The organism is Arthrobacter humicola (assembly GCF_022803015.1).
GTDB classification, from domain to species: Bacteria; Actinomycetota; Actinomycetes; order Actinomycetales; family Micrococcaceae; genus Arthrobacter; species Arthrobacter humicola_A.
The window spans coordinates 967103-986135 of the sequence record NZ_JAFKON010000001.1; the positions used below are offsets into that span (position 1 = coordinate 967103).

General features: G+C 67.1%; 16 protein-coding genes. 7 read left to right on the top strand and 9 right to left on the bottom strand.

Annotated features, from left to right (window positions below; genetic code table 11):
- Positions 1-18: 18 nt before the first annotated feature.
- From ARTB_RS04505 to ARTB_RS04530, 6 genes are all read right to left on the bottom strand, one after another.
- Positions 19-1422: a PfkB family carbohydrate kinase gene (locus ARTB_RS04505; RefSeq protein ID WP_243177894.1), complete on the bottom strand. Its 1404-nt coding sequence runs from the start codon at positions 1420-1422 to the stop codon at positions 19-21.
- Positions 1419-2072: a D-sedoheptulose-7-phosphate isomerase gene (locus ARTB_RS04510; RefSeq protein ID WP_439954083.1), complete on the bottom strand. Its 654-nt coding sequence runs from the start codon at positions 2070-2072 to the stop codon at positions 1419-1421. The genes ARTB_RS04505 and ARTB_RS04510 overlap by 4 nt, the downstream gene beginning before the upstream one ends.
- Before the next feature lie 62 nt (positions 2073-2134).
- A complete protein-coding gene (locus ARTB_RS04515; RefSeq protein WP_243177896.1) occupies positions 2135-3415 on the bottom strand; it encodes a glycosyltransferase in 1281 nt (426 codons plus the stop codon).
- Entirely contained in the window at positions 3412-4428 is a 1017-nt protein-coding gene (locus ARTB_RS04520; RefSeq protein ID WP_243177897.1) for a glycosyltransferase, read from the bottom strand. Before ARTB_RS04520 ends, ARTB_RS04515 begins: the two co-directional genes overlap by 4 nt.
- A complete protein-coding gene (locus tag ARTB_RS04525) occupies positions 4425-5501 on the bottom strand; it encodes a glycosyltransferase family 9 protein (protein ID WP_243178001.1) in 1077 nt (358 codons plus the stop codon). Before ARTB_RS04525 ends, ARTB_RS04520 begins: the two co-directional genes overlap by 4 nt.
- A complete protein-coding gene (locus ARTB_RS04530) occupies positions 5498-6052 on the bottom strand; it encodes a D-glycero-alpha-D-manno-heptose-1,7-bisphosphate 7-phosphatase (protein WP_243177898.1) in 555 nt (184 codons plus the stop codon). The genes ARTB_RS04525 and ARTB_RS04530 overlap by 4 nt, the downstream gene beginning before the upstream one ends.
- Before the next feature lie 97 nt (positions 6053-6149).
- Between ARTB_RS04530 and ARTB_RS04535 the strand changes: the two genes are divergently transcribed.
- The gene (locus tag ARTB_RS04535; RefSeq protein ID WP_243177899.1) at positions 6150-7097 is read left to right on the top strand and encodes a glycosyltransferase family 9 protein; all 948 of its coding nucleotides are present in this window, start codon (positions 6150-6152) and stop codon (positions 7095-7097) included.
- On the opposite strand, the gene ARTB_RS04540 is transcribed toward ARTB_RS04535, so the two are convergent.
- Positions 7055-7825, bottom strand: a complete 771-nt coding sequence (locus ARTB_RS04540) for a sigma-70 family RNA polymerase sigma factor (RefSeq protein ID WP_243177900.1) — start codon at positions 7823-7825, stop codon at positions 7055-7057. The two genes, ARTB_RS04535 and ARTB_RS04540, sit on opposite strands and share 43 nt — an antisense overlap.
- A gap of 343 nt (positions 7826-8168) precedes the next feature.
- On the opposite strand from ARTB_RS04540, the gene ARTB_RS04545 reads away from it, so the two are divergent.
- Both ARTB_RS04545 and ARTB_RS04550 read left to right on the top strand, forming a co-directional pair.
- Positions 8169-10676, top strand: a complete 2508-nt coding sequence (locus ARTB_RS04545; protein ID WP_243177901.1) for a molybdopterin oxidoreductase family protein — start codon at positions 8169-8171, stop codon at positions 10674-10676.
- The gene (locus ARTB_RS04550) at positions 10673-11134 is read left to right on the top strand and encodes a hypothetical protein (RefSeq protein ID WP_243177902.1); all 462 of its coding nucleotides are present in this window, start codon (positions 10673-10675) and stop codon (positions 11132-11134) included. The genes ARTB_RS04545 and ARTB_RS04550 overlap by 4 nt, the downstream gene beginning before the upstream one ends.
- A 107-nt stretch (positions 11135-11241) precedes the next feature.
- Here the strand turns inward: ARTB_RS04550 and ppsA are convergent, their stop codons facing one another.
- Positions 11242-13659: a phosphoenolpyruvate synthase gene (ppsA, locus tag ARTB_RS04555; protein ID WP_243177903.1), complete on the bottom strand. Its 2418-nt coding sequence runs from the start codon at positions 13657-13659 to the stop codon at positions 11242-11244.
- 151 nt (positions 13660-13810) lie between these two features.
- On the bottom strand, positions 13811-14629 hold the full coding sequence (locus ARTB_RS04560; RefSeq protein ID WP_243177904.1) for a pyruvate, water dikinase regulatory protein: 819 nt from the start codon (positions 14627-14629) through the stop codon (positions 13811-13813).
- A 123-nt stretch (positions 14630-14752) separates the two neighbouring features.
- On the opposite strand from ARTB_RS04560, the gene ARTB_RS04565 reads away from it, so the two are divergent.
- The 4 genes from ARTB_RS04565 to ARTB_RS04580 all read left to right on the top strand — a co-directional run bounded on the left by ARTB_RS04565 (position 14753) and on the right by ARTB_RS04580 (position 19032).
- Positions 14753-15091 carry a hypothetical protein gene (locus ARTB_RS04565; RefSeq protein ID WP_243177905.1) on the top strand — a complete coding sequence of 113 codons (339 nt, stop codon included), beginning with the start codon at positions 14753-14755 and terminating at the stop codon, positions 15089-15091.
- Between the two features lie 91 nt (positions 15092-15182).
- Entirely contained in the window at positions 15183-16481 is a 1299-nt protein-coding gene (locus ARTB_RS04570) for an SWIM zinc finger family protein (RefSeq protein WP_243177906.1), read from the top strand.
- Between the two features lie 176 nt (positions 16482-16657).
- Complete coding sequence (locus ARTB_RS04575) at positions 16658-17929, top strand: DUF5691 domain-containing protein (protein ID WP_243177907.1); 1272 nt, start codon at positions 16658-16660, stop codon at positions 17927-17929.
- Positions 17926-19032, top strand: coding sequence for an ATP-binding protein (locus ARTB_RS04580; protein ID WP_243177908.1), 1107 nt, complete (start codon positions 17926-17928; stop codon positions 19030-19032). The genes ARTB_RS04575 and ARTB_RS04580 overlap by 4 nt, the downstream gene beginning before the upstream one ends.
- The last annotated feature ends 1 nt before the right edge of the window (position 19033 follow it).

Genomic DNA, 19033 nt, shown 5'->3' on the forward strand with positions numbered 1-19033 from the left:
TGACCATTTGCCGCTGGGTCAGCCCACGCGGGCGAGCGCCGCGGCGAGCAGGGTCGTGGAGCGGGCAGGGTGGTAGGGAACGGTAAGGCACCGGCCTCCCCAGCTCTCCACCAAGGCGGACTCGGGCAGTTGTTCTGCGTCGTAGTCACCGCCCTTCACCCAGATGTCCGGGCGCAGCCGTTCAAGGCACCGTTCCGGGGTGTCCTCGTCAAACACCACTACGGCGTCCACGCTTTCGAGGGAAAGCAGCAGCTCGGACCTGTCGTGTTCGCCCATGATGGGACGGCTTGCCCCCTTGATGCGGCGGGCCGAGGCATCTGAGTTCAGGCAGACGACGAGGCAGTCGCCCAGGGCTCTGGCTGCTGCGAGGGTGCGGGCGTGTCCGGCGTGCAGGATGTCGAAGCACCCGCCGGTCGCAACCACGGTTCCACCGTTTTGCCGCACCCTGCGGACCCAGTCCAGCGGGTCAGTTTCCTGTACCGGGAAGGGAAGTGGCGGAGGCGCCGACGCCAGGGCGGCAACGCCGCCTGTAGCCAGGAATGAAGAGGCCTCGCTGACCGCTCGACGGCAGGAATCTTCGAGCCCCCCTCCGGCCATAAGGTGGACCGCCAGACTGGCCGCGAGCTTGTCGCCCGCACCGCAAGCATCAGCCACAGCGGTCCGCGGCGCCGGGAGCTGAACAGGCGCGGGTGACGACTCCCGTACGAGGGTCGCTCCCTGTCCGCCCTGTGTGACGAGGACGGCCCTGCTGCGCCAATGCCGCAACAGCTTGCCCGCGAGTTCACCGGTCCCCGCCATCGAGTCCGTCCCTGCCTCCGGGAACGGAGCCGCCGACTCCCTGGCCCTCAGGGCGGCCGCGATGTTGGAGGCCTCGGAGTGGTTTGGTGTCACGACGGCGACCCCTGGAACAGGATCGGCTCCGGCCGGGTGCGGATCCCAGATGACGGGGATGTCCCGGGCGAGGCGTTCGAGTGCAGTGCGCAGGGCACGGTTCGATGTCAGGCCGCGGCCGTAGTCCGCCACGACCACGGCCCCGGCTCCCTCCAGTGCCTGGAGCATGTCTGGCGTCACTTCCGGCAGGGGCCGGCACTGGCAACCTTCGTCAAACCGGGCCACCGGGTGCCCTCCTGCCCGAAGGCGGGTCTTGACCGGGGTCGGCGCTCCTGACGGGCCGGCGACCACGGTGATGCCGCTCAGCTGTTCCAGAAGCCGATGGCCTGGTTCGTCCCGGCCGAGTGCGGTCACGAGGCACACCTGGTGGCCGTCATTGCTCAGCATCCGGGCCACGAGCCCGGCACCCCCGGCTCTCGCTCTGACGGCCGCGACGTCCACGACGGGCACCGGCCCGTCCGGGCAGAGCCGGGTCGCCGAACCGTCAAGGTCAACGTCGAGCAGCACGTCACCCACCACCGCGATCGTCATCGCCTGCCCCGTTGCTGCTGGTCGTGCCGGTCCAGTCGATGGATCTCGGCGTCGAACGCCCGACACATTGCGTGCAAGGCGATCAGATGGCACTCCTGGACGTTGGCTGCGGGCCCGTCGATGGCAATCGCTTCATCGCAACTGAGCGACAGGGGGTTCGGCCCCCGGCCGGTCATAGCCCACGTCGTGACGCCCACCCGGGCGGCAGCCTCGGCCGCGCGGAGGAGGTTGGGGCTTTTTCCGCTTGTAGACAGCAGCATCAGGATGTCCCGGGGGCGGCCGTGCGCCCGCACTTGCCGGGCGTACAGCTCCTCGAAGCCGTAATCATTGGCGATGGCTGTCACCGCGGAGGTCTCGGCGTGCAGCGAAATGGCGGAGAACGGCGCCCTTTCGGCGTCGAAACGTCCCACCAGCTCGGCCGTGAGATGCTGGGCCTCCGCCGCGGAACCGCCGTTCCCGGCGGCAAGCAGGCGGTTTCCGCCCAGCAGCCGCCGGGCAAGTTCCTCGCCCCAGGCAGCCAGTGTCGGGGACTGGCTCAGTAACGATTCCAGGGACGGCAACACACATCCCAGGTGCGCCTGGACTGCTGCGACCGAGTCAGGACGAGTCTTGGTGTCCGCGCTTTCGCCACCATGAACCGCTGACGACACCAGGCCGGCCCACGGGACCGATCGGGATGTGATTTGTGCCTGCGTAAGCGGCGGCTCGATAGTCACAGCACTGCTCCTTCCGCGGCGTGCACTTGGCCGGCGGCGCCCAGCCGCCGGGCCGTAGCGTTTCCGGTGAGGGTCTGCAGATAGGCCTTCTCAGTCTCGGCCGCCACCCGGTCCCAGCTGTAGCGGGCCCGTGCGCGCTGCTGGCCTGCGCGGCCCAGCTCCTCCCGCAGCCCCTTATCGGACAGCAGCCGGGCGAGCGCAGCAGCGGTGGCCCCGGGGTCCAAAGGCGGAACGTGCAGGCCAGTGCCGCCGTCCACTACGGTGTCCCTGAGGCCGCCCACGGCCGAGGCGACCACCGGGACGCCGCAAGCCATGGCTTCGAGGGGCACGATGCCGAACGGTTCGTACCACGGCGTACACGCGACGGCGTCTGCGCTGCGGAAGATCTCCGGCATGGCCTCCCGGGGCACTTGTCCACGGAAGATGACGTGCTCCCGGACACCGAGTTCCGCAGCGATGGCCAGCAGGCGGCGGGCTTCGGCGTCTGACTCAGTCGCTGTGGCATCGCCTCCGCCGCCAACGATCAGGAGTTCGACGTCGGCAAATCCGGCGTCCATCAGCAGCGGCAGTGCCCGGATGACCACGTCGACGCCCTTTCGGGGCACAAGACGTCCGACAGACAGGATTCGGTGGGTCCTGTTGCGTTTGTCGGCGGGTCCGGAACCGGTAAAGAGATCCAGATCGACCCCGCATGGGGCTATCGAGATCTTCTCCGGAGGAATCCCCATCGCTTTGAGCTCGAAGGCTTCGTCGGAGCACGTGGCGATGATCCGGTCCGCACCTTGGCCGACAGACGGCTCCAGCCATTGCCTCTCAACGGGGCTGGTGTCCGCTCGGCCCTGATGGCGGCGTTTGACTGTGCCGAGGGCGTGGAAGGTCTGGAGCACCGGGAGGTGGGCGCTGCCGCCCGGCTTGCGCCGCGCCGCGTCAAGTGCTGCCACGCCGGACATCCAGAAGTGCCCGTGCACCAGATCAGGTGGGCGCCGCTCCCAATCGCGTGCCAATCCGTTCGCCAGCTCCCCCATGAAGGGAAGGAGTTCGTCCTTGGGTACCGGAATTGATGGGCCGGCCTGGACGTGGACCACTTCCAGCCGCGGGGAGATCCGGACCCTGCCCGGCAGGTCCGCTGAGTCCCGCCTGGTGTACACCGTGACGTTGTGGCCGCGCCTCGCCAGGGCGGCCGACAGGGCCGCCACGTGGACGTTCTGCCCACCTGCATCAACTCCGCCGAGGGCGGCCAGGGGGCTGGCGTGCTCGGAAACCATTGAAACTTTCACTGGTTCTTCCCTTCTTGAGTTGGACTAAGGAGCCGGCCGGTGCGGAAGCGCGGGTCGGTCACATCCCCCAGCAGGACATCCCAGGCAGCGAGGAAGGCCTGGAGGCCATACCGGTCCAAGGCCACTTCGCGGGCAATGTCACCACGCCGTCTTGCTTCCTGCGGGTCCTCGATGAGCACCCTCGCGGTGCGCACGAGTTCGTCGACGTCGGTTGAGATCGCTCCCGCTTCCGGCGGCAGTGCGCGTATCGCCTCTGTCGTCGCCAGCGCTACTGCGGGCATGCCGAGGTGCATGGCCTCGAGAAGTGCCAGGCCAAGAGAGGTCCAGCGGAAGGGGTGGAGGTAGACGCGGCAACGGGACATTTCCCGGTGCAGCTCGGGCGTGGGCAGATCTCCGCAGATCGTGAGCCTTTGGGGCGGCAACGCGACGGCGGCCCGCAACCCGTTGGCGCCCATGCCAAATACCCGCAAGGGCGCCGCCGCAGTAAAGCGGTCCAGGAGGTCCGAGCCGGTCACCCGCCACCGCCGGACGGGCTCGTTGATGACGGCTGCCAGCTCCGGAATCTCCCCGGTGTAGGTATGCCCGGGATCAGGGATGCCGTGCTCAATCACGAGCGTGGGCGCGGCGCCGTTATCCCAGAACAGTTCATTGAAATGCGTGACGTGGACTATGGGGATGAACTGCTGGTCTGCCAGCGGATGCACCGAATTCGGCACGTTCCCCTTGGGTGTGTTGTGCTCTACATAGGCTGCCGGCAGGTCTTTCCCGGGCCGTCGGCCCAAGACGCGGGTCACCTCGCCCAGTTCCTCCGGCCGTTGCAGCACCACAGCATCCACACTGTCGGCATCAAGGTCGTCGAGCCGGACTTCGCGGACAGAGGTCGGCCAGGGCCGGCCTGCCCGGCCCATACCCCATGGCCCCCGTTCGGGCAGGACCGGCAGGAGGTACTCATGGGCGCCGCGGACGAACGCGTCCGTCCAGGATCCATGTACGTGCCAGAGCAGGATTCTCATGGGTGACGCACCTTTCGGCGGGTGGATAGCGAGGACACGCCGCCGATCAGTCGTTCCACTGCATCCACGAGCTGTTCGGGAGCCACAGTCGACAGGCAAGGATGGCCCGGGACCGGGCACTCAGTGGCACGGCTGAGTTTGCAAGGTGCGTTCTGGTCGCCGAGGATCTCCAGGGGCGCGCCGTAGGGGGCCCATCGGATCGCGGGCACCACGGGCGAGAACAGGCATGCCACCGGTGTACCCAGAGCGGCGGCGAGGTGAGCGGGCCCTGTGTTTCCGGTAACCAGGGCTTCGGCTCCGGCAAGCACACCGGCTAGGGCCCTCAGGTCCGTGCGGCCGCCCAGGTCCAAGGCGGATGGGCCGGCGACTGTTGCCGTCAGGCCCGTTTCTCCGGGCCCTCCTGTCACCACTACCCGGTGTCCTGCCCCTTCGAGCAGTTCTACGGCCGCGGCGTGATGCAACGGGGGCCACGCCCGTGCGGAGGCGGACGCCCCGGGGTGGACCACGACATAGGGCTCCTCCCCCACCAGATCCCGGACATCGGGATAATCCTGCACCCGGAGCTTCCCGGAATCTCCGCGGGGCAAGGTAAAGCCAGCTGCCTGGGCGATGCCGAGCGCACGTTCGGCTTCAGGCTGGTCTTCGGGAAAATCCTCACCGGGCCTGAGCCGAACGTCCATCAGAGTGCCGGCATAATCCACTGAAGCTCCCGTGATCCGTCCGACTCCGGCAAGCCGCAGCAACAAGGCCAGCGGCAAGGGAGACTGATGGAAGGAAGTCAAAATGACGGCCTCGGTGACCCTGGAGTCCCTCACGAACGATGTCAGGGCTTCCAGATGGGGCCCAGCTACTCGTGGAGCAGGCTTCACGATCCACGGGCAACTCCAGCTGTAGACCTCGGACACGCCAGGCAGGAGGGACGCAGCTGGTTCTCCTTGGGGGCCACATAACAGGATGACATCGTTCGGCGCCCCGCCATCCGGATGACGTCCGTGCGCGACTGCGCGGATCGCTGGCCCCGCCAGCAGGACATCGCCGACCCCGTCCAGCCGAGCCACCAGGACGCGGCTCACGAGGCGGCCCGTCCGGATGGTGCCTTCATCAAAAGGCACAACGCGGAACGAAGATCCACAGCGACCTCTGGAGCAGCGTCAACTTCCGCCGGTCGTGTCAGGGGCGTGGGGACCATGACGCCGCGGGCACCCGCCGCGCGGGCCGCCTCAACGTCAGCTCCAATGTCGCCAATGTACGCGGCCTCGGCGGTAGTGATTCCCAACCGGCGGCACGCCCCGCAAATCATGAAGGGTGCCGGCTTCCGGCAGTAGCAGCCGTCCTCGGGCCGGTGCGGACACAGTTCCCAGACATCGAATCGTCCCAGGAGCTGCTCAACCCGAAGATTGACCGCTGCAACCTGCTCCGTGGTCAGGATCCCGCGGCCTATCCCCGATTGGTTGCTCACGACGCCTACGGCAATTCCCATGGACCGAAGGGTTTGCAGCACGTCCCTGGCGTGAGGCATCGGTTCCACCAACTTGGGATCGCCATTGTATGGCACGTCACGGATCAGGGTGCCGTCCCGATCGAACAGTACGGCCCTCAGCGGTGGTCGGGCAAAAGGTCCCATAAGTGCCTTGTTCCCCGATATCAGTCCAGCTAAACGCCCGGCGGGTCCATCTCCGGACTAAAATCCGAAATCAGGCGAACTCGGAAGGGCGGCCACGATGGGCGGATTTCGAGAAGATGGAAGGCCGGTACTGCTGGTCCTACGGGCGCTGCAGCTCGGCGATCTGCTGGTTGCCGTCCCGGCCCTGCACGCCCTGAGCCGCGCGTACCCCAACCACCGCCGGCTGTACGCGGCACCGAGCTGGCTCGGCGAGGCGGTAGAGCTGGTCGGGGGTTTTGAACTGTTGACGGCGGAAGGGCTAAATGAGCCACTGGCACTGAAACCCGGGAGCGTGGACGTTGCGGTAAACCTCCACGGCCGCGGCCCCGAGAGCCAATCCCGGATTGAAGCGCTCCTGGCCACCCGGGTGATCGCCCACGAAGCGGGCGCCGGTGCTGGTTCCGGGCCGGCTTGGGTGGAGGGCATCCACCAGCGCGAACGCTGGACGCGGCTACTGCAATGGCATGGAATCGACGCCGACGCCGAGGATCTGCGCCTGGCCGCCCCGGCCGTCCCGACGCCGCAGCCGGGGGCCACAGTGGTCCATGTGGGCGCTGCCTACGGCAGCCGGTTGTGGCCTGCCGGACGGTTCGCCGAGGTTGCTGGACTCCTGCGGGACGCCGGGCACAGCGTGCTCTTCACAGGCAGCGCCGCGGAGCGGGGCCGCGCCTCGGAAGTTGCCAGCGGGGCCGGGTTCCGGGCCGATGCCGTCCTTGCAGGCCGCCAACCGCTGGGGGAATTCGCGGCTCTGATTGCCGGCGCCCGCCTGGTCATCTCGGCTGACACGGGTGCGGCCCACCTCGCGTCGGCCTACGGGCGGCCCTCCGTTGTGCTCTTCGGGCCAGCCACGCCGGCGGAATGGGGCCCCCCGCCGGGGCCGCACATCACCTTGACCAAAGCCGAACTGCGGCGCGGCGACCCCTTTGCCGGGGACCCGGATCCTGCGCTTTTGGGTGTCTCTGTTCACGATGTGCTCGAAGCGGTCCGTGGGCTGGGGTTGCTCTGAGATTCCGTTTCCGTGAGCCGCCGCTGCAGTTGCACGAGCACCCGTGAGAGCCGGCGCGAGATTTGCATCTGCGACACTCCAAATCTCCTGCCCAACTCCGTTTGGCTCTCCCCGCAAAAATAGCGCCGGTACAAGAGCGCCCTCTCCGGGGCGGAGAGCTCGGCGATGACCCGGGTCAGGCACATCACCTCCTCAAGCCGCTCAAATCCCGGCTCCTGCACCGCCGGTTCTTCCGCGGCCGGCGGTGCGTCACCGCGGCCGTCGGAACTATCGAGCGAATCGGGGCGCATGCTGGAAACAGCTGCCGCTGCCTCCAGGACGGACTCGACCGTTACACCAAGTTCCCGCGCCAGCTCCGCAGGAGTGGGGGTGCGGCCGAGGGTCTGCGCCAGGGCCGGCTCAGTGCGCAGGAGTTCGGCACGGAGGAGCTGTATGCGCCGCGGGGGGCGGACGACCCAGCAGCGGTCGCGCAGATAGCGTTTCAATTCCCCGGTGATGGTGGGGGCGGCAAAACCCGGGAAGGTGGTGCCTCTGGATTCGTCGAACGCCCTAGCCGCCTTGACGAGTCCCAGATAGGCCACCTGGATCAGGTCTTCCCGCTCGTGGCCCCGGCCGGCGAAGCGTGCCGCCAGGGACTCAGCGAGATCCAAGTAATCAAGGACAAGCCGGTTCTCGAAAGCCTGGCGGATCTGCCCGTGCGGGGCCGGAATTTTCCTGGAGTCAGCCATGTCAGTGGTCCCTTTGAACATGGATTCTGGTCTAGCCCGTGGCAGGACTTAGAAGCAGGAAAACATAAGTCTACTTATAATTCAATGCCCCTTCCTTCTCGAGTCCTTTCTCGGAACCCCCGAGGCGCGAAACACAGCAGTGGGATGCCAGGACGGGCTCTTCGGAAAACACTGGACTGCTGCCAAGCATGCTGATAAATCTGGTGCTCGGGTCGATGTTTCTACATGGGGACCCGCACTTCAATGGCCGCGTGGTCTCGCCACCAGCCGGGGCGGCTGGCTGTGCCGGGTCCGGCAACTGCAGGGGTACCGCTCCTAACGTGCGGGGCAGCTGAACAGGAGGATGAGAGTGGTTGACCGGATTGCCGAGATTTGGGGCACACGAACCCCCTATCCGAAGGACGGCCTGTGGCCGGTGCGGGTGGACCAGGCTCTGGATGCGACCGTCACCGAGGGCGACGTGGACCGGTGGGTTCAATCAGCCTGCGTGCTGTGCAGCAACGGCTGCGCGTGCGACATCGCCGTAAAGGACGGCGCCATGGTCGGGATCCGCGGCCGCGCAGGGGATCTGGTCAACCATGGCCGGCTTGGGCCCAAGGGCCTCTTTGCAAGCTGGCAGGGGATGTCCGGGAAAGACCGGCTCACACGGCCTTTGATCCGCGAGAACGGCCGGCTCATCGAATGCGACTGGGATACCGCGATGGACCGGATCACCCAGCGGAGCCGGCAGCTGCTGGAGGAACGAGGACCCCTCAGCCATGGTTTCTACACCAGCGGCCAGCTGTTCCTCGAGGAATACTACGCCCTTGCCGTCCTCGGCAAGGGCGGGATTGGCACTCCCCACATGGACGGCAATACCCGCCTTTGCACGGCGACGGCGGCTGCAGCGTTGAAGGAGTCTTTCGGGGCGGATGGCCAGCCCGGAACCTATGCGGACATCGACAGCTGCGACGCGATCTTTCTTTACGGGCACAACATGGCCGAAACGCAGACCGTGCTGTGGTCGCGTGTGCTTGACCGCATTGCGGGACCGGACCGGCCCAGGCTCGTCTGCGTCGACCCCCGCGACACCGAGGTTGCCAAGTACGCGGACGTTCATCTGGCTGTCCGGCCCGGTACCAATCTCGCCCTGATGAACGCACTGGTCCGTGAAGTCCTGGCCAACGGCTGGGCCGACCGGGAGTACGTGCGGGCGCATACTCTCGGCCTGGACGAACTCAGAGCCGCGGTCGAGCCATGGACGGCTGAAGCGGCCGCAGCGGTCTGCGATGTGGACGCCGCCGGCATCAGGGAAGCTGCGAGGATCTTTGGCACCTCATCGCGGGTGCTCTCCACTGTCCTTCAGGGTTTCTACCAGTCCGCCCAGGCCACCGCGGCGTCGTGCCAGGTCAACAACCTCCACCTGCTGCGGGGGCTGCTGGGCCGGCCAGGGTGCGGGATTCTGCAGATGAACGGCCAGCCAACGGCCCAGAACAACCGCGAATGCGGGGCAGACGGCGATCTCCCCGGCTTCCGGAACTGGGAAAACCCGAACCACATCGCGGAACTCGCGGCGCTGTGGGACGTGGACCCGCTGACCATCCCGCACTGGGCTCCCCCGACCCACGCCATGCAGATCTTCCGCTACGCCGAACAGGGCTCGATCGAATTCCTCTGGATTTCGGCAACCAACCCAGCCGTGTCCATGCCCGAACTCCCTAGGATCCGGAACATCCTGGCCAAGCCCGGGCTGTTCCTCGTGGTCCAGGATCTGTACCTCACAGAGACGGCGCAGCTCGCCGACGTCGTGCTTCCCGCCGCCGGGTGGGGCGAAAAGACCGGTACCTTCACGAACGCCAACCGGACCGTCCACCTCTCGGACAAGGCCGTGGAGCCGCCCGGGGAGGCACGCAGCGACCTGGACATTTTCCTCGATTACGCCCGCCGCATGGGCTTCACCACGTTACGCGGGGAACCCCTGTTGCCGTGGGCGGGCCCTGAGGAGGCCTTCGAGGCGTGGAAGGAATGTTCCCGCGGCCGGCCCTGCGACTATACCGGCATCACCTATGACAGGCTCCGCGGCGGCAGCGGCATCCCGTGGCCGTGCAACACCGCGAATCCGGAGGGCAGGGAACGGCTCTACGAGGATGGCATCTTCCCCACCGACCCTGACTACTGCGAAAGCTACGGCCACGATCTCCTCACCGGCGCCACTGCCGGTCCGGAAGCATTCCGAGCCCAGGCGCCGGGCGGGCGCGCCATCCTGAAAGCGGCGGACTACCGTCCCCCGCATGAGGAGCCCGACGGCCGCTACCCGTTCCGGTATACGACCGGCCGGACCGCCTACCACTTCCACACGAGGACCAAAACCGGAAGATCCCGGGTACTGACAAGCGCGGCCCCAACCGCGTGGGTGGAAATCAGCCCGGACGACGCCGGCCGGCTGGGAATCCGGGAAGGCGACCTCGTCAAGGTGACGTCGCGGCGGGGCCGGATCGAGGTCCCTGCCCGCGTCAGCGACATCCGAAACGGCACCGTCTTCGCACCGTTTCACTATGGCTATTGGGACCAGGACGGTGCCCCCGCAGAACACCCGACGGCTGCCAATGAACTCACGATCACGGAGTGGGATCCCGTGTCCAAACAGCCCGTCTTCAAGAATGCCGCCGTGAGTGTCGAGAAGATCAGTGACGCCACCGGCCCCGCCCCGGCACCCACCACGACGGCATCGCGCCCGGCTGCTGCCGCTGGGCCACGATCCATACGGCCGACCGCTGGAGGCAAAGACGCCGAAGCCACAGAACGGGTCGGCGGCTCTCCGCCCCGCTTTCCCGATGCGGTCCGGCGCGGCCCGCAGGGAGGAACGCCATGAACCTGAAAATCTATCTGGGAATGCTCCGTAAGGCCGAACAGACCCTCGCGGAGTCTTTCCGCCAAGTGGCAGCCGGCCACGCCGCCGAGCCCGACGTGCACTTCCTGTGCCATACGCTGGCAACGCAGTGTGAGGAGCACAGCCGGCTGCTGCTCCCCGTCGTTCAGCGCTACGGCGAGGACCCCTCAGATAACGAGCCCGAACGGATTCATGCCGAAGGGCTGTCCGCAACGCGGCAGGGTCCGGTGGGCCTGCTGCGCGACCTCCAGGACCTCTATCTCCTGGCGAGCCTCGTCGATGTCACCTGGGCCATGGTCAAACAGGCCGGCTCGGCGCTCCGCGACCGGGAACTCCTTGACGTCGTGTCCCGCTGCGACGGCGAAACAGCCGTCCAGCTGCGCTGGTTGCAGACCCGGATGAAGCAGGCAGCCCCGCAGGCGCTCGTTGTAGCGCGCTAAAACCTGGCATCCAACGCCTGAACGGCCGCCCGGGCAGCACAGTCTGGAATTCTCAGTCCGTGCTGCCCGGCGGGTGTCCTGCCTGTCTTACCTGGACGCCGCGGCTGTCAGTTTGCCCCGGCGCCGACGCCCGCCTCGACGGCCGGGCCGGCTGTGGAGCCGGCAAGGCGCAGCCAGGTGTCCACCACGGTGTCGGGATTCAAGGAGACCGAATCGATGCCTTCCGCGACCAGCCACTCGGCGAAGTCCGCGTGGTCGCTCGGACCCTGGCCGCAGATGCCGACATATTTGCCGCGCGCCTTGCAGGCCGCGATGGCCATGCTCAGGAGCTTCTTGACGGCCGGATCGCGTTCATCGAAGCCGCCCGAGACAATCGCGGAGTCCCGGTCCAGGCCCAGGGCCAGCTGGGTCATGTCGTTGGAGCCGATGGAGAACCCGTCGAAGTAGTCCAGGAACTCGTCGGCGAGCAGCGCGTTGGATGGGATCTCGCACATCATGATCACCTCGAGGCCGTTCTCGCCGCGGGTGAGGCCGTTCTCCCCCAGCAGTTCAATAACGCCGCGGGCCTCATCCAGGGTCCGCACGAACGGGATCATCAGCTTGACGTTGGTCAGGCCCATTTCGTTGCGGACAAAGGACAGGGCCTCACACTCGAGGTCGAAGCAGTCCCGGAAGGACGGCTCGAGGTAGCGTGAGGCGCCGCGGAAGCCGATCATCGGGTTCTCTTCGTGCGGCTCGTAGGCGGGTCCGCCGATCAGGTTGGCGTACTCGTTGGACTTGAAGTCGGACATGCGCACAATCACGGGTTCCGGCGCGAAGGCCGCCGCGATGGTGGACACGCCCTCGGCCAGGCGCTTGATGTAGTAGTCGCGCGGGCTCTCGTACGCGGCGATGCGCTCACGGATTTCCGCGGCGACGTCCGCCGGCTGCTCGTCGAGGTTCAGCAGTGCCTTGGGGTGGATGCCGATCTGGCGGTTGATGATGAATTCGAGCCGGGCCAGGCCCACTCCGTGGTTGGGCAGTTGCGCGAACGTGAAAGCCTGCTCCGGGGTGCCGACGTTCATCATGACCTTGACGGGGGCCTCGGGCAGCTGGGTGATCTCGGTTTCCTCGACGCTGAAGTCCAGGAGCCCGTCGTAGATCACGCCGGTTTCACCGTCGGCGCAGGACACGGTCACGTCGAGTCCGTCGGAGAGCGCGTCGGTGGCGTCCCCGGTCCCGACGACGGCGGGAATCCCCAGTTCGCGGGCAATGATGGCCGCGTGGCATGTGCGCCCGCCGCGGTTGGTCACGATGGCGGAGGCACGCTTCATGATCGGTTCCCAGTCCGGGTCGGTCATGTCGGCGACGAGGACATCACCGGTTTTGAAGGCGGCCATCTGGTCGATCGCGGTGAGGATGCGGACGCTGCCGGCGCCGATGCGCTGGCCAATGGCGCGGCCCTCGACCAGCACCCGGCCGGTCCCGTTGAGCCGGAACCGGCTCAGGCTGCCGGAGGCCCGGCGGGACTGCACGGTCTCCGGGCGCGCCTGCAGGATGTACAGGCCGCCGTCGATCCCGTCCTTGCCCCATTCGATGTCCATGGGGCGGCCGTAGTGGTTCTCGATGGCGACGGCGTGCCGGGCGAGCTGCTCGACGTCGTCGTCAGTGAGGCTGAAGCGGTTCCGCAGGGACGCCTCAACCGGCACGAAGTCGATGGTGCGGCCGATTTCGCGGCTGCTCGTGTAGGTCATCTGCAGGGCCTTCTCGCCCAGTCCTCGCTTGAGGATGGCGGGCCGGCCGGCCTGCAGCGCGGGCTTGTACACGTAGAACTCGTCGGGGTTGACGGCGCCCTGGACGACGGCCTCGCCGAGGCCGTAGGAGGACGTGACGAACACGGCGTCCTGGAACCCGGACTCCGTGTCCATGGTGAACATGACGCCGGAGGCGCCGACGTCGGAGCGCACCATGCGCTGGATGCCGGCCGAGAGCGCCACCTCGGCGTGCTCGAACTTGTGGTGCACCCGGTAGGCGATAGCCCGATCGTTGTAGAGGGACGCGAACACGTCCTTGATGGCGAGTAGGATGTTCTCGATGCCGCGGACGTTCAGGAAGGTTTCCTGCTGCCCGGCGAAGGAGGCATCGGGGAGGTCTTCGGCCGTGGCGCTGGAACGGACGGCCCAGGACAGGTCCTCAGACCCGCCGTGCTTGTCCACCAGCTGCTGGTAGGAGTTCCGGATCTGCGCTTCGAAGTCAGGCAGGAAGGGCGTCTTGCGCATGAGGGCCCGGATCTCCTGCCCGGCGGCTGCCAGGGCGGTGACGTCATCGGTGTCCAGGCCGACCAGCCGGTCGGCGATCTTCTGGTCAAGGCCCGAATCCGCCAGGAAGTTGCGGTAGGCATCCGCGGTGGTGGCGAAGCCGTCGGGAACCTGGACGCCGGCGGAGGTCAGGTTCTGCACCATCTCACCGAGGGAGGCGTTCTTTCCGCCCACCCGGTCCAGGTCCTTGAGTCCGAGTTCTGAGAACCACAGGATGTCTGTCGTCATAGTTACTGCTCCTTTGCAGATGATGGCATGCAAGTGCGCCGCCCCGCTTGCGGCGATGGCCGGTTGATGGGCGCAAGTCCTGTCCACAGTGACAGGTCTCCAGCGCACTTTCCACATGACGTGCGCCACACTAAGTTTGTGAAACTTTTCCCTAATGCTTGAGGTTCATCCGCTGCAGGATGGTTGCCGCCATTTCCTCGACGGACACCGTGGCCGAATTCAGGTACGGAATCCTATGGGAGACGTACAGCTGCTCGGCGCTGCGCAGCTCGAAGCCGCACTGCCGCAGCGACGCGTAGGGTGAACCCCGGCGCCGTTCGGTGCGGATCTGGCTCAGGCGCAGGGGGTTGGAGGAGAGCCCGAAACACTTCTCAACGAAAGGCCTCAGCGGCTTGGGGAGCCCTTCGCGTTCAAAGTCTTCGTCCACCAGCGGGAAGTTGGCGGCGAAAATGCCGTGCTGTAGGGCCAGGTACATGGTGGTGGGCGTTTTTCCGCAGCGGGACGGCGCCACCAGGATGACTTGGGCCTTTTCGAGCGCCCGCAGGCTTTGGCCGTCGTCGTGTTCCATGGCGTATTCGACGGCGGCCATCCGGGATTGATACCGCTCCGCATTGCCCAGGCCATGGGCCCTGCCGGGTTCGCCGCTGGCCGGCGAACCGAGGGCCTGCTCCAGCTGTCCGACATGTGCCCCGATGAGATCCACGATGATTCCCTGGCACGTACCCAGGACCTGGCGGATATCGCTGCTTACCGCGGTGGAAAAGACGATCGGCTGCAGGCCCGCGGCGGCCAGTTTGTCGATCGTCCCGACCACCGTCCTGGCCTGTTCGACCGTGGTGATGAAGGGGACCGTTATGCGGTCAAAGTGGTTCGCGGGGAACTGCGTCAGCAAGGTGTTGCCGAGCGTTTCCGCGGTGATGCCGGTGCTGTCCGAAAGGAAGTAGACAGGCCGGAGATCGTCTTTGGTCATGAACGCATTCTCCCCCACGCCGGGACCGGTCCGGTATCGGGCAGCCGGCGGGTCCCTACCCCGTCTCCGGTCCCGGACGTAGACTGCTCGCTTACAACGCCACCAGCTATCCGGGAGATCGACATGAACTATGCAGGGACCGGGAACGAGAAGGCCGTCACGGCAAGTGACCTTAACCGGACACATGTCGGACTGACCGTGAGCTTCCAGCCGGACGAATTTACAGTGGTCTTCGGCCGGATTGGCGCCATTGCGCGCAAAGAGGGTGGTGTGACCATCGCGCTGGCGGGGGTGGACAGCGCGGGTGGCCTGGCCTCCCACTACAGCCTGCCTCCCGCCCAACAGGTCTACGTCCAGCCGGACATGCTCACCAATACGGAGACGACCATCAAGGATTTGTTCGGCAAGGTGCAGGAGAATCTGCGGAGCCACAAGGGAGATCAGCGGCCGGACACCGTGTAGGGCGTCACTGACCGTTTACCGGCGTGGTGCGCCGCCGCCACACCGTTCTGCCTCCCTTGCGGTATCTGTGACATCGGGCACAATGTGCTTCATGGGGCGTTGGAGCGAGGAGCGGGTGATCAGCGCCGCGCCCGACCCATCGTCGCTGACGGCCGCCCGCAAGCTGGCACATCCCGGCCCCTGGTCCGACACGGGGAGCAACGACGTCCTGGTCTGGGGCAAATGCCAAGGCAGCGGAAAGACTCCCTACCAAGTGAGCATTGATGTCGCCGCTCCTGCCTATCGATGCTCCTGCCCGAGCCGGAAGTTCCCTTGCAAGCATGCCCTGGCGCTGCTGCTTATGTGGACGCGGGGCGAGGCGGCCGACGCCGCCGCGGAGACAGCCGCCTTCGCGCAGGAGTGGGCCTCCCAGCGGGCAGAGCGGACCGCCGTGCGCGAGCGGCGCCAGTCCGAGCCGGTTGTGGATCCGGCGGCACAGGCCAAGCGACTGGCCGACCGGCTGGCATTGATGGATGCGGGGATTGACGACTTTGCCCGGTGGCTGACGGACCTGGTGCGGACCGGCCTGGCGTCGGCCCGCACCCAGCCGTATTCATGGTGGGACGGCGTGGCGGGGCGCCTTGTCGATGCCCAGCTTCCGGGTTTAGCCGCCCAGGTGCGGGCGATGGGATCAGATGTGCACGCACGGACCGACTGGGGCGTTCACCTGCTTCTGCGGGCCGGGCGCTGGTGGGCGCTGACCAAGGCGTGGCGCAAACGGGACACCCTGACTCCCGACGAGCTCGCCGATCTCCGGGTGGCCGTCGGCTGGGCGGTGCCCACCGCCGAAGTTGAGGGCACCGAAGCGCTGCACGGTCCGTGGCTGGTGCTTGGCACTCACCGCAGCGACGACGGCCGGCTCCAGCAACAGCGGACCTGGCTTCGCGCCCCCGACGGAACGATCATCGTGGTACTCGATTTTGCTGCCCACAGTGACGCTCTGGCGACGCCTCAGCTCGCGGGTGCGATGCTGGATGTCACCGTCGCGCGGTATCCCGGCTCCGGGCCCCGGCGGGCAATGTTCACCGGGCCCGTAGCCCCGCAAGGACTGGCGGCCAGCCTCGGCGAGGGTGGGAACATTGCGCAAGCGTTGGAAATTGAATCGGCGGCGGTGGCACTCTCCCCGTGGTGTGAGCGTCACCCGGTCCTGTTGAGCGGGGTGCGCATCTGCCCTGGCAATTACGGCTGGCTCCGGGACGGATCCGGCAACGCACTCCCCCTGGTCGACGCGCCCCTGGATTCCCTGTTGGCCCTGACCGGCGGCCACCCTGTGGACCTGTTCGGCGAACTGGAGGAGGGCCGCTTCCGGCCTCTGTCCGCAGTCGTCGGTGGAGCGGTGGTAACCCCATGACTTGGCTGGCCGAGCTTCAAACGGCGGCACTCGTTGGCACCGCGCGCCACCCGGCCCCGTTTCCGCCTGTGGAATTGGGTGTCCGCCCGCCGGATGGCGTCTCCGGCGAGGAGTCACTGCTGGACCAAGCAGCCATGGCCGATGCAGTCACCCGCGCTGCCCGGCCTTCCACTTCTATGGACGCTCCAGATGTCCCTCGTCCGGCCCCACCGGACGATGCGCCCGAGGCCCCGGGCGAGGCCTGCCGCCTGCTGGACCTGCTGCTCACCCAGCCGCCCGTCGGGCTGGAACTCCGAAGCCTGCTGGTGGTCGATTGGCTGCTGCTTGCCGAGGCTTCCGGACGGCGTGTTCCGCACCGGCTGCTGCCCAGCCTGCTGATGTTGGCAGAGGCAAAATCCAGCGTGGCGGAGCATTTACATCCTGCGATCGGAACCCGGGGCCGCTGGCTTCAGGACCTAACGGCCGGGGGCGCCGATCCGCGTCCGGCGATGACGACCGACTGGGCAGAGTTGAACAGTGCTGACGCCACGACGGAACTGGAACGGCGTCGCCGTAGTAATCCGGCCGCCGCCCGCGAGCTGCTGGTCACGCATTGGGATACGCTCGGTGCCCGGGAGCGCGCCGCCCATCTGGCCACCCTGGCCGCGAACCTGCGGGCAGATGACGAGGAGTTGCTGGAGCGGGCCCTTGACGACACCGCAAAGAGCGTGCGGGAGGTAGCCGCCGCCCTACTGGACCGGCTCCCTGAGAGCGCCCGCGCGGTCCGCATGGCTGCCAGGCTGCGGCCGCTGCTTCGCTTCAAAGGATTGTTGCGCAAGCAATTCGAGATCGACCTCCCGCCTGAGCCGGACGCGGCAGGACTGCGCGACGGGATCGCGCCGGCCCCACGCAGTGGTGAACCCGACCGGCTGGGCCGGCTCGACGCCATCATCAGGGGTGCCCCCCTCGATGTTTGGACGACGGCGGCCGGCCGTACGCCAGCGGCGAGCGTGGCGCTGCTGAAGGGCGAACCCCGCGCCCTCGAAACGATCGTCACCACCGCTGCGCTGCGGGCCGACCTTGACTGGGTGCGTGCGCTGCTCGACGTCCGCACGGACCTGCGGCTGCTGAATTGCCTGCCCGCCGCCGAGCGCGAGGACACGCTCGTCCGGCACCTGCGCGGCGGCACGGCAAACCCCTGGACACTCGTTCAACCGCTGCGCGACATGCCAAGACCATGGGGACGCCCCCTGGCTGAAGCCGTGCTTGAGCAGATCAACGCCAAGAACGGCGGCCAGCTGGCAACCATGCTCGCCGACACCCTGCCTGCGGCGCTGCCGCCCGAGGCCGCCGAACAAGCCCGGCGCCTGCTTGAGCATCCAGACGCAGACGCCGCCCGGCGCCGCGTGCTTCGTGATGCCGTTCAATACCAATCATTCCGACAATCCCTGACGGAGGCTTTTCAATGAACGACGCCCCGACCGCCCCCGATGTCCTCCGCGCCCATGCCGAAAACGCCTACGCTGAGGAGCTCAGCGCGTTGACGGCTGTTGACGACCGGCACCGGCCGCCCAGTTGGCAGCTGTCTCCGTGGGCGGTGACCACCTATATCCTCGGGGGCACCCTGCCGAACGGCGTACAGATCACACCAAAATACCTGGGTTCCGCGCGGCTGGTCGAAATCGCCGTCGCATCGCTTGCCACAGACCGCGCGCTGCTGTTGCTTGGCCTGCCGGGCACCGCGAAAACCTGGCTGGGAGAGCACCTGGCCGCGGCCATTTCGGGAGCCTCTACCCTCGTGGTGCAGGGCACCGCAGGCACGCCGGAAGAGGCACTGCGGTACGGCTGGAACTATGCCCGGCTGCTCTCGGACGGCCCGTCCCGGGCGGCCCTGGTCCCGGGACCGGTGATGCGCGCGATGGAGGCAGGGAGCCTGGTACGGGTGGAGGAACTGACCAGGATCCCGTCCGACGTGCAGGACTCGCTGATCACGATCCTCAGCGAGAAGACCCTGCCGATCCCCGAACTCAATGCAGAGGTCCAGGCCCGCAAGGGCTTCAACATCATCGCGACGGCCAACAACCGGGACAAGGGCGTCAACGATCTGTCGTCGGCATTGCGCCGCCGCTTCAACACCGTGGTGCTGCCGCTCCCGGACAGCATCGAGCAGGAGATCGAGATCGTCACCACCCGCGTCCGCAGCCTGGGCACTGCCCTGGAGCTTCCGGCTGATCTGGGAGCTCTCTCCGAAGTCCGGCGGGTGGTCACCGTCATGCGGGAACTGCGCGCCGGAGTAACGCAGGACCATCGCACAACAATCAAATCGCCCTCAGCGACCCTGTCGACGGCAGAGGCCATCTCGGTGATGACGAACGGGCTCTCCCTCGCCGCCCACTTCGGTGACGGCACCGTCCGGGCCCCGGATGTGGCGGCCAGCCTGGTGGGCGCAGTGGTCAAAGACCCCGTCCAGGACCGTGTGATCTGGCAGGAGTACCTGGAAACCGTCGTCCGGAACAGGCCGGAGTGGAAGGACCTGTACCGGGCCTGCCGCGACCTCGAATCATCGAACTGAC

Bases quoted from the DNA above. Each gene is read 5' to 3' on its own strand.
- ARTB_RS04575 (WP_243177907.1), top strand. From the start codon at position 16,658: ATGGACGCTCCAGATGTCCCTCGTCCGGCCCCACCGGACGATGCGCCC.
- ARTB_RS04570 (WP_243177906.1), top strand. From the start codon at position 15,183: ATGGGGCGTTGGAGCGAGGAGCGGGTGATCAGCGCCGCGCCCGACCCA.
- ARTB_RS04530 (WP_243177898.1), bottom strand. From the start codon at position 6,052: ATGGGACCTTTTGCCCGACCACCGCTGAGGGCCGTACTGTTCGATCGG.
- ARTB_RS04545 (WP_243177901.1), top strand. From the start codon at position 8,169: ATGAGAGTGGTTGACCGGATTGCCGAGATTTGGGGCACACGAACCCCC.
- ARTB_RS04560 (WP_243177904.1), bottom strand. From the start codon at position 14,629: ATGACCAAAGACGATCTCCGGCCTGTCTACTTCCTTTCGGACAGCACC.
- ARTB_RS04535 (WP_243177899.1), top strand. From the start codon at position 6,150: ATGGGCGGATTTCGAGAAGATGGAAGGCCGGTACTGCTGGTCCTACGG.
- ARTB_RS04505 (WP_243177894.1), bottom strand. From the start codon at position 1,422: ATGACGATCGCGGTGGTGGGTGACGTGCTGCTCGACGTTGACCTTGAC.
- ARTB_RS04565 (WP_243177905.1), top strand. From the start codon at position 14,753: ATGAACTATGCAGGGACCGGGAACGAGAAGGCCGTCACGGCAAGTGAC.
- ARTB_RS04520 (WP_243177897.1), bottom strand. From the start codon at position 4,428: ATGAGAATCCTGCTCTGGCACGTACATGGATCCTGGACGGACGCGTTC.
- ppsA (WP_243177903.1), bottom strand. From the start codon at position 13,659: ATGACGACAGACATCCTGTGGTTCTCAGAACTCGGACTCAAGGACCTG.
- ARTB_RS04580 (WP_243177908.1), top strand. From the start codon at position 17,926: ATGAACGACGCCCCGACCGCCCCCGATGTCCTCCGCGCCCATGCCGAA.
- ARTB_RS04550 (WP_243177902.1), top strand. From the start codon at position 10,673: ATGAACCTGAAAATCTATCTGGGAATGCTCCGTAAGGCCGAACAGACC.
- ARTB_RS04540 (WP_243177900.1), bottom strand. From the start codon at position 7,825: ATGGCTGACTCCAGGAAAATTCCGGCCCCGCACGGGCAGATCCGCCAG.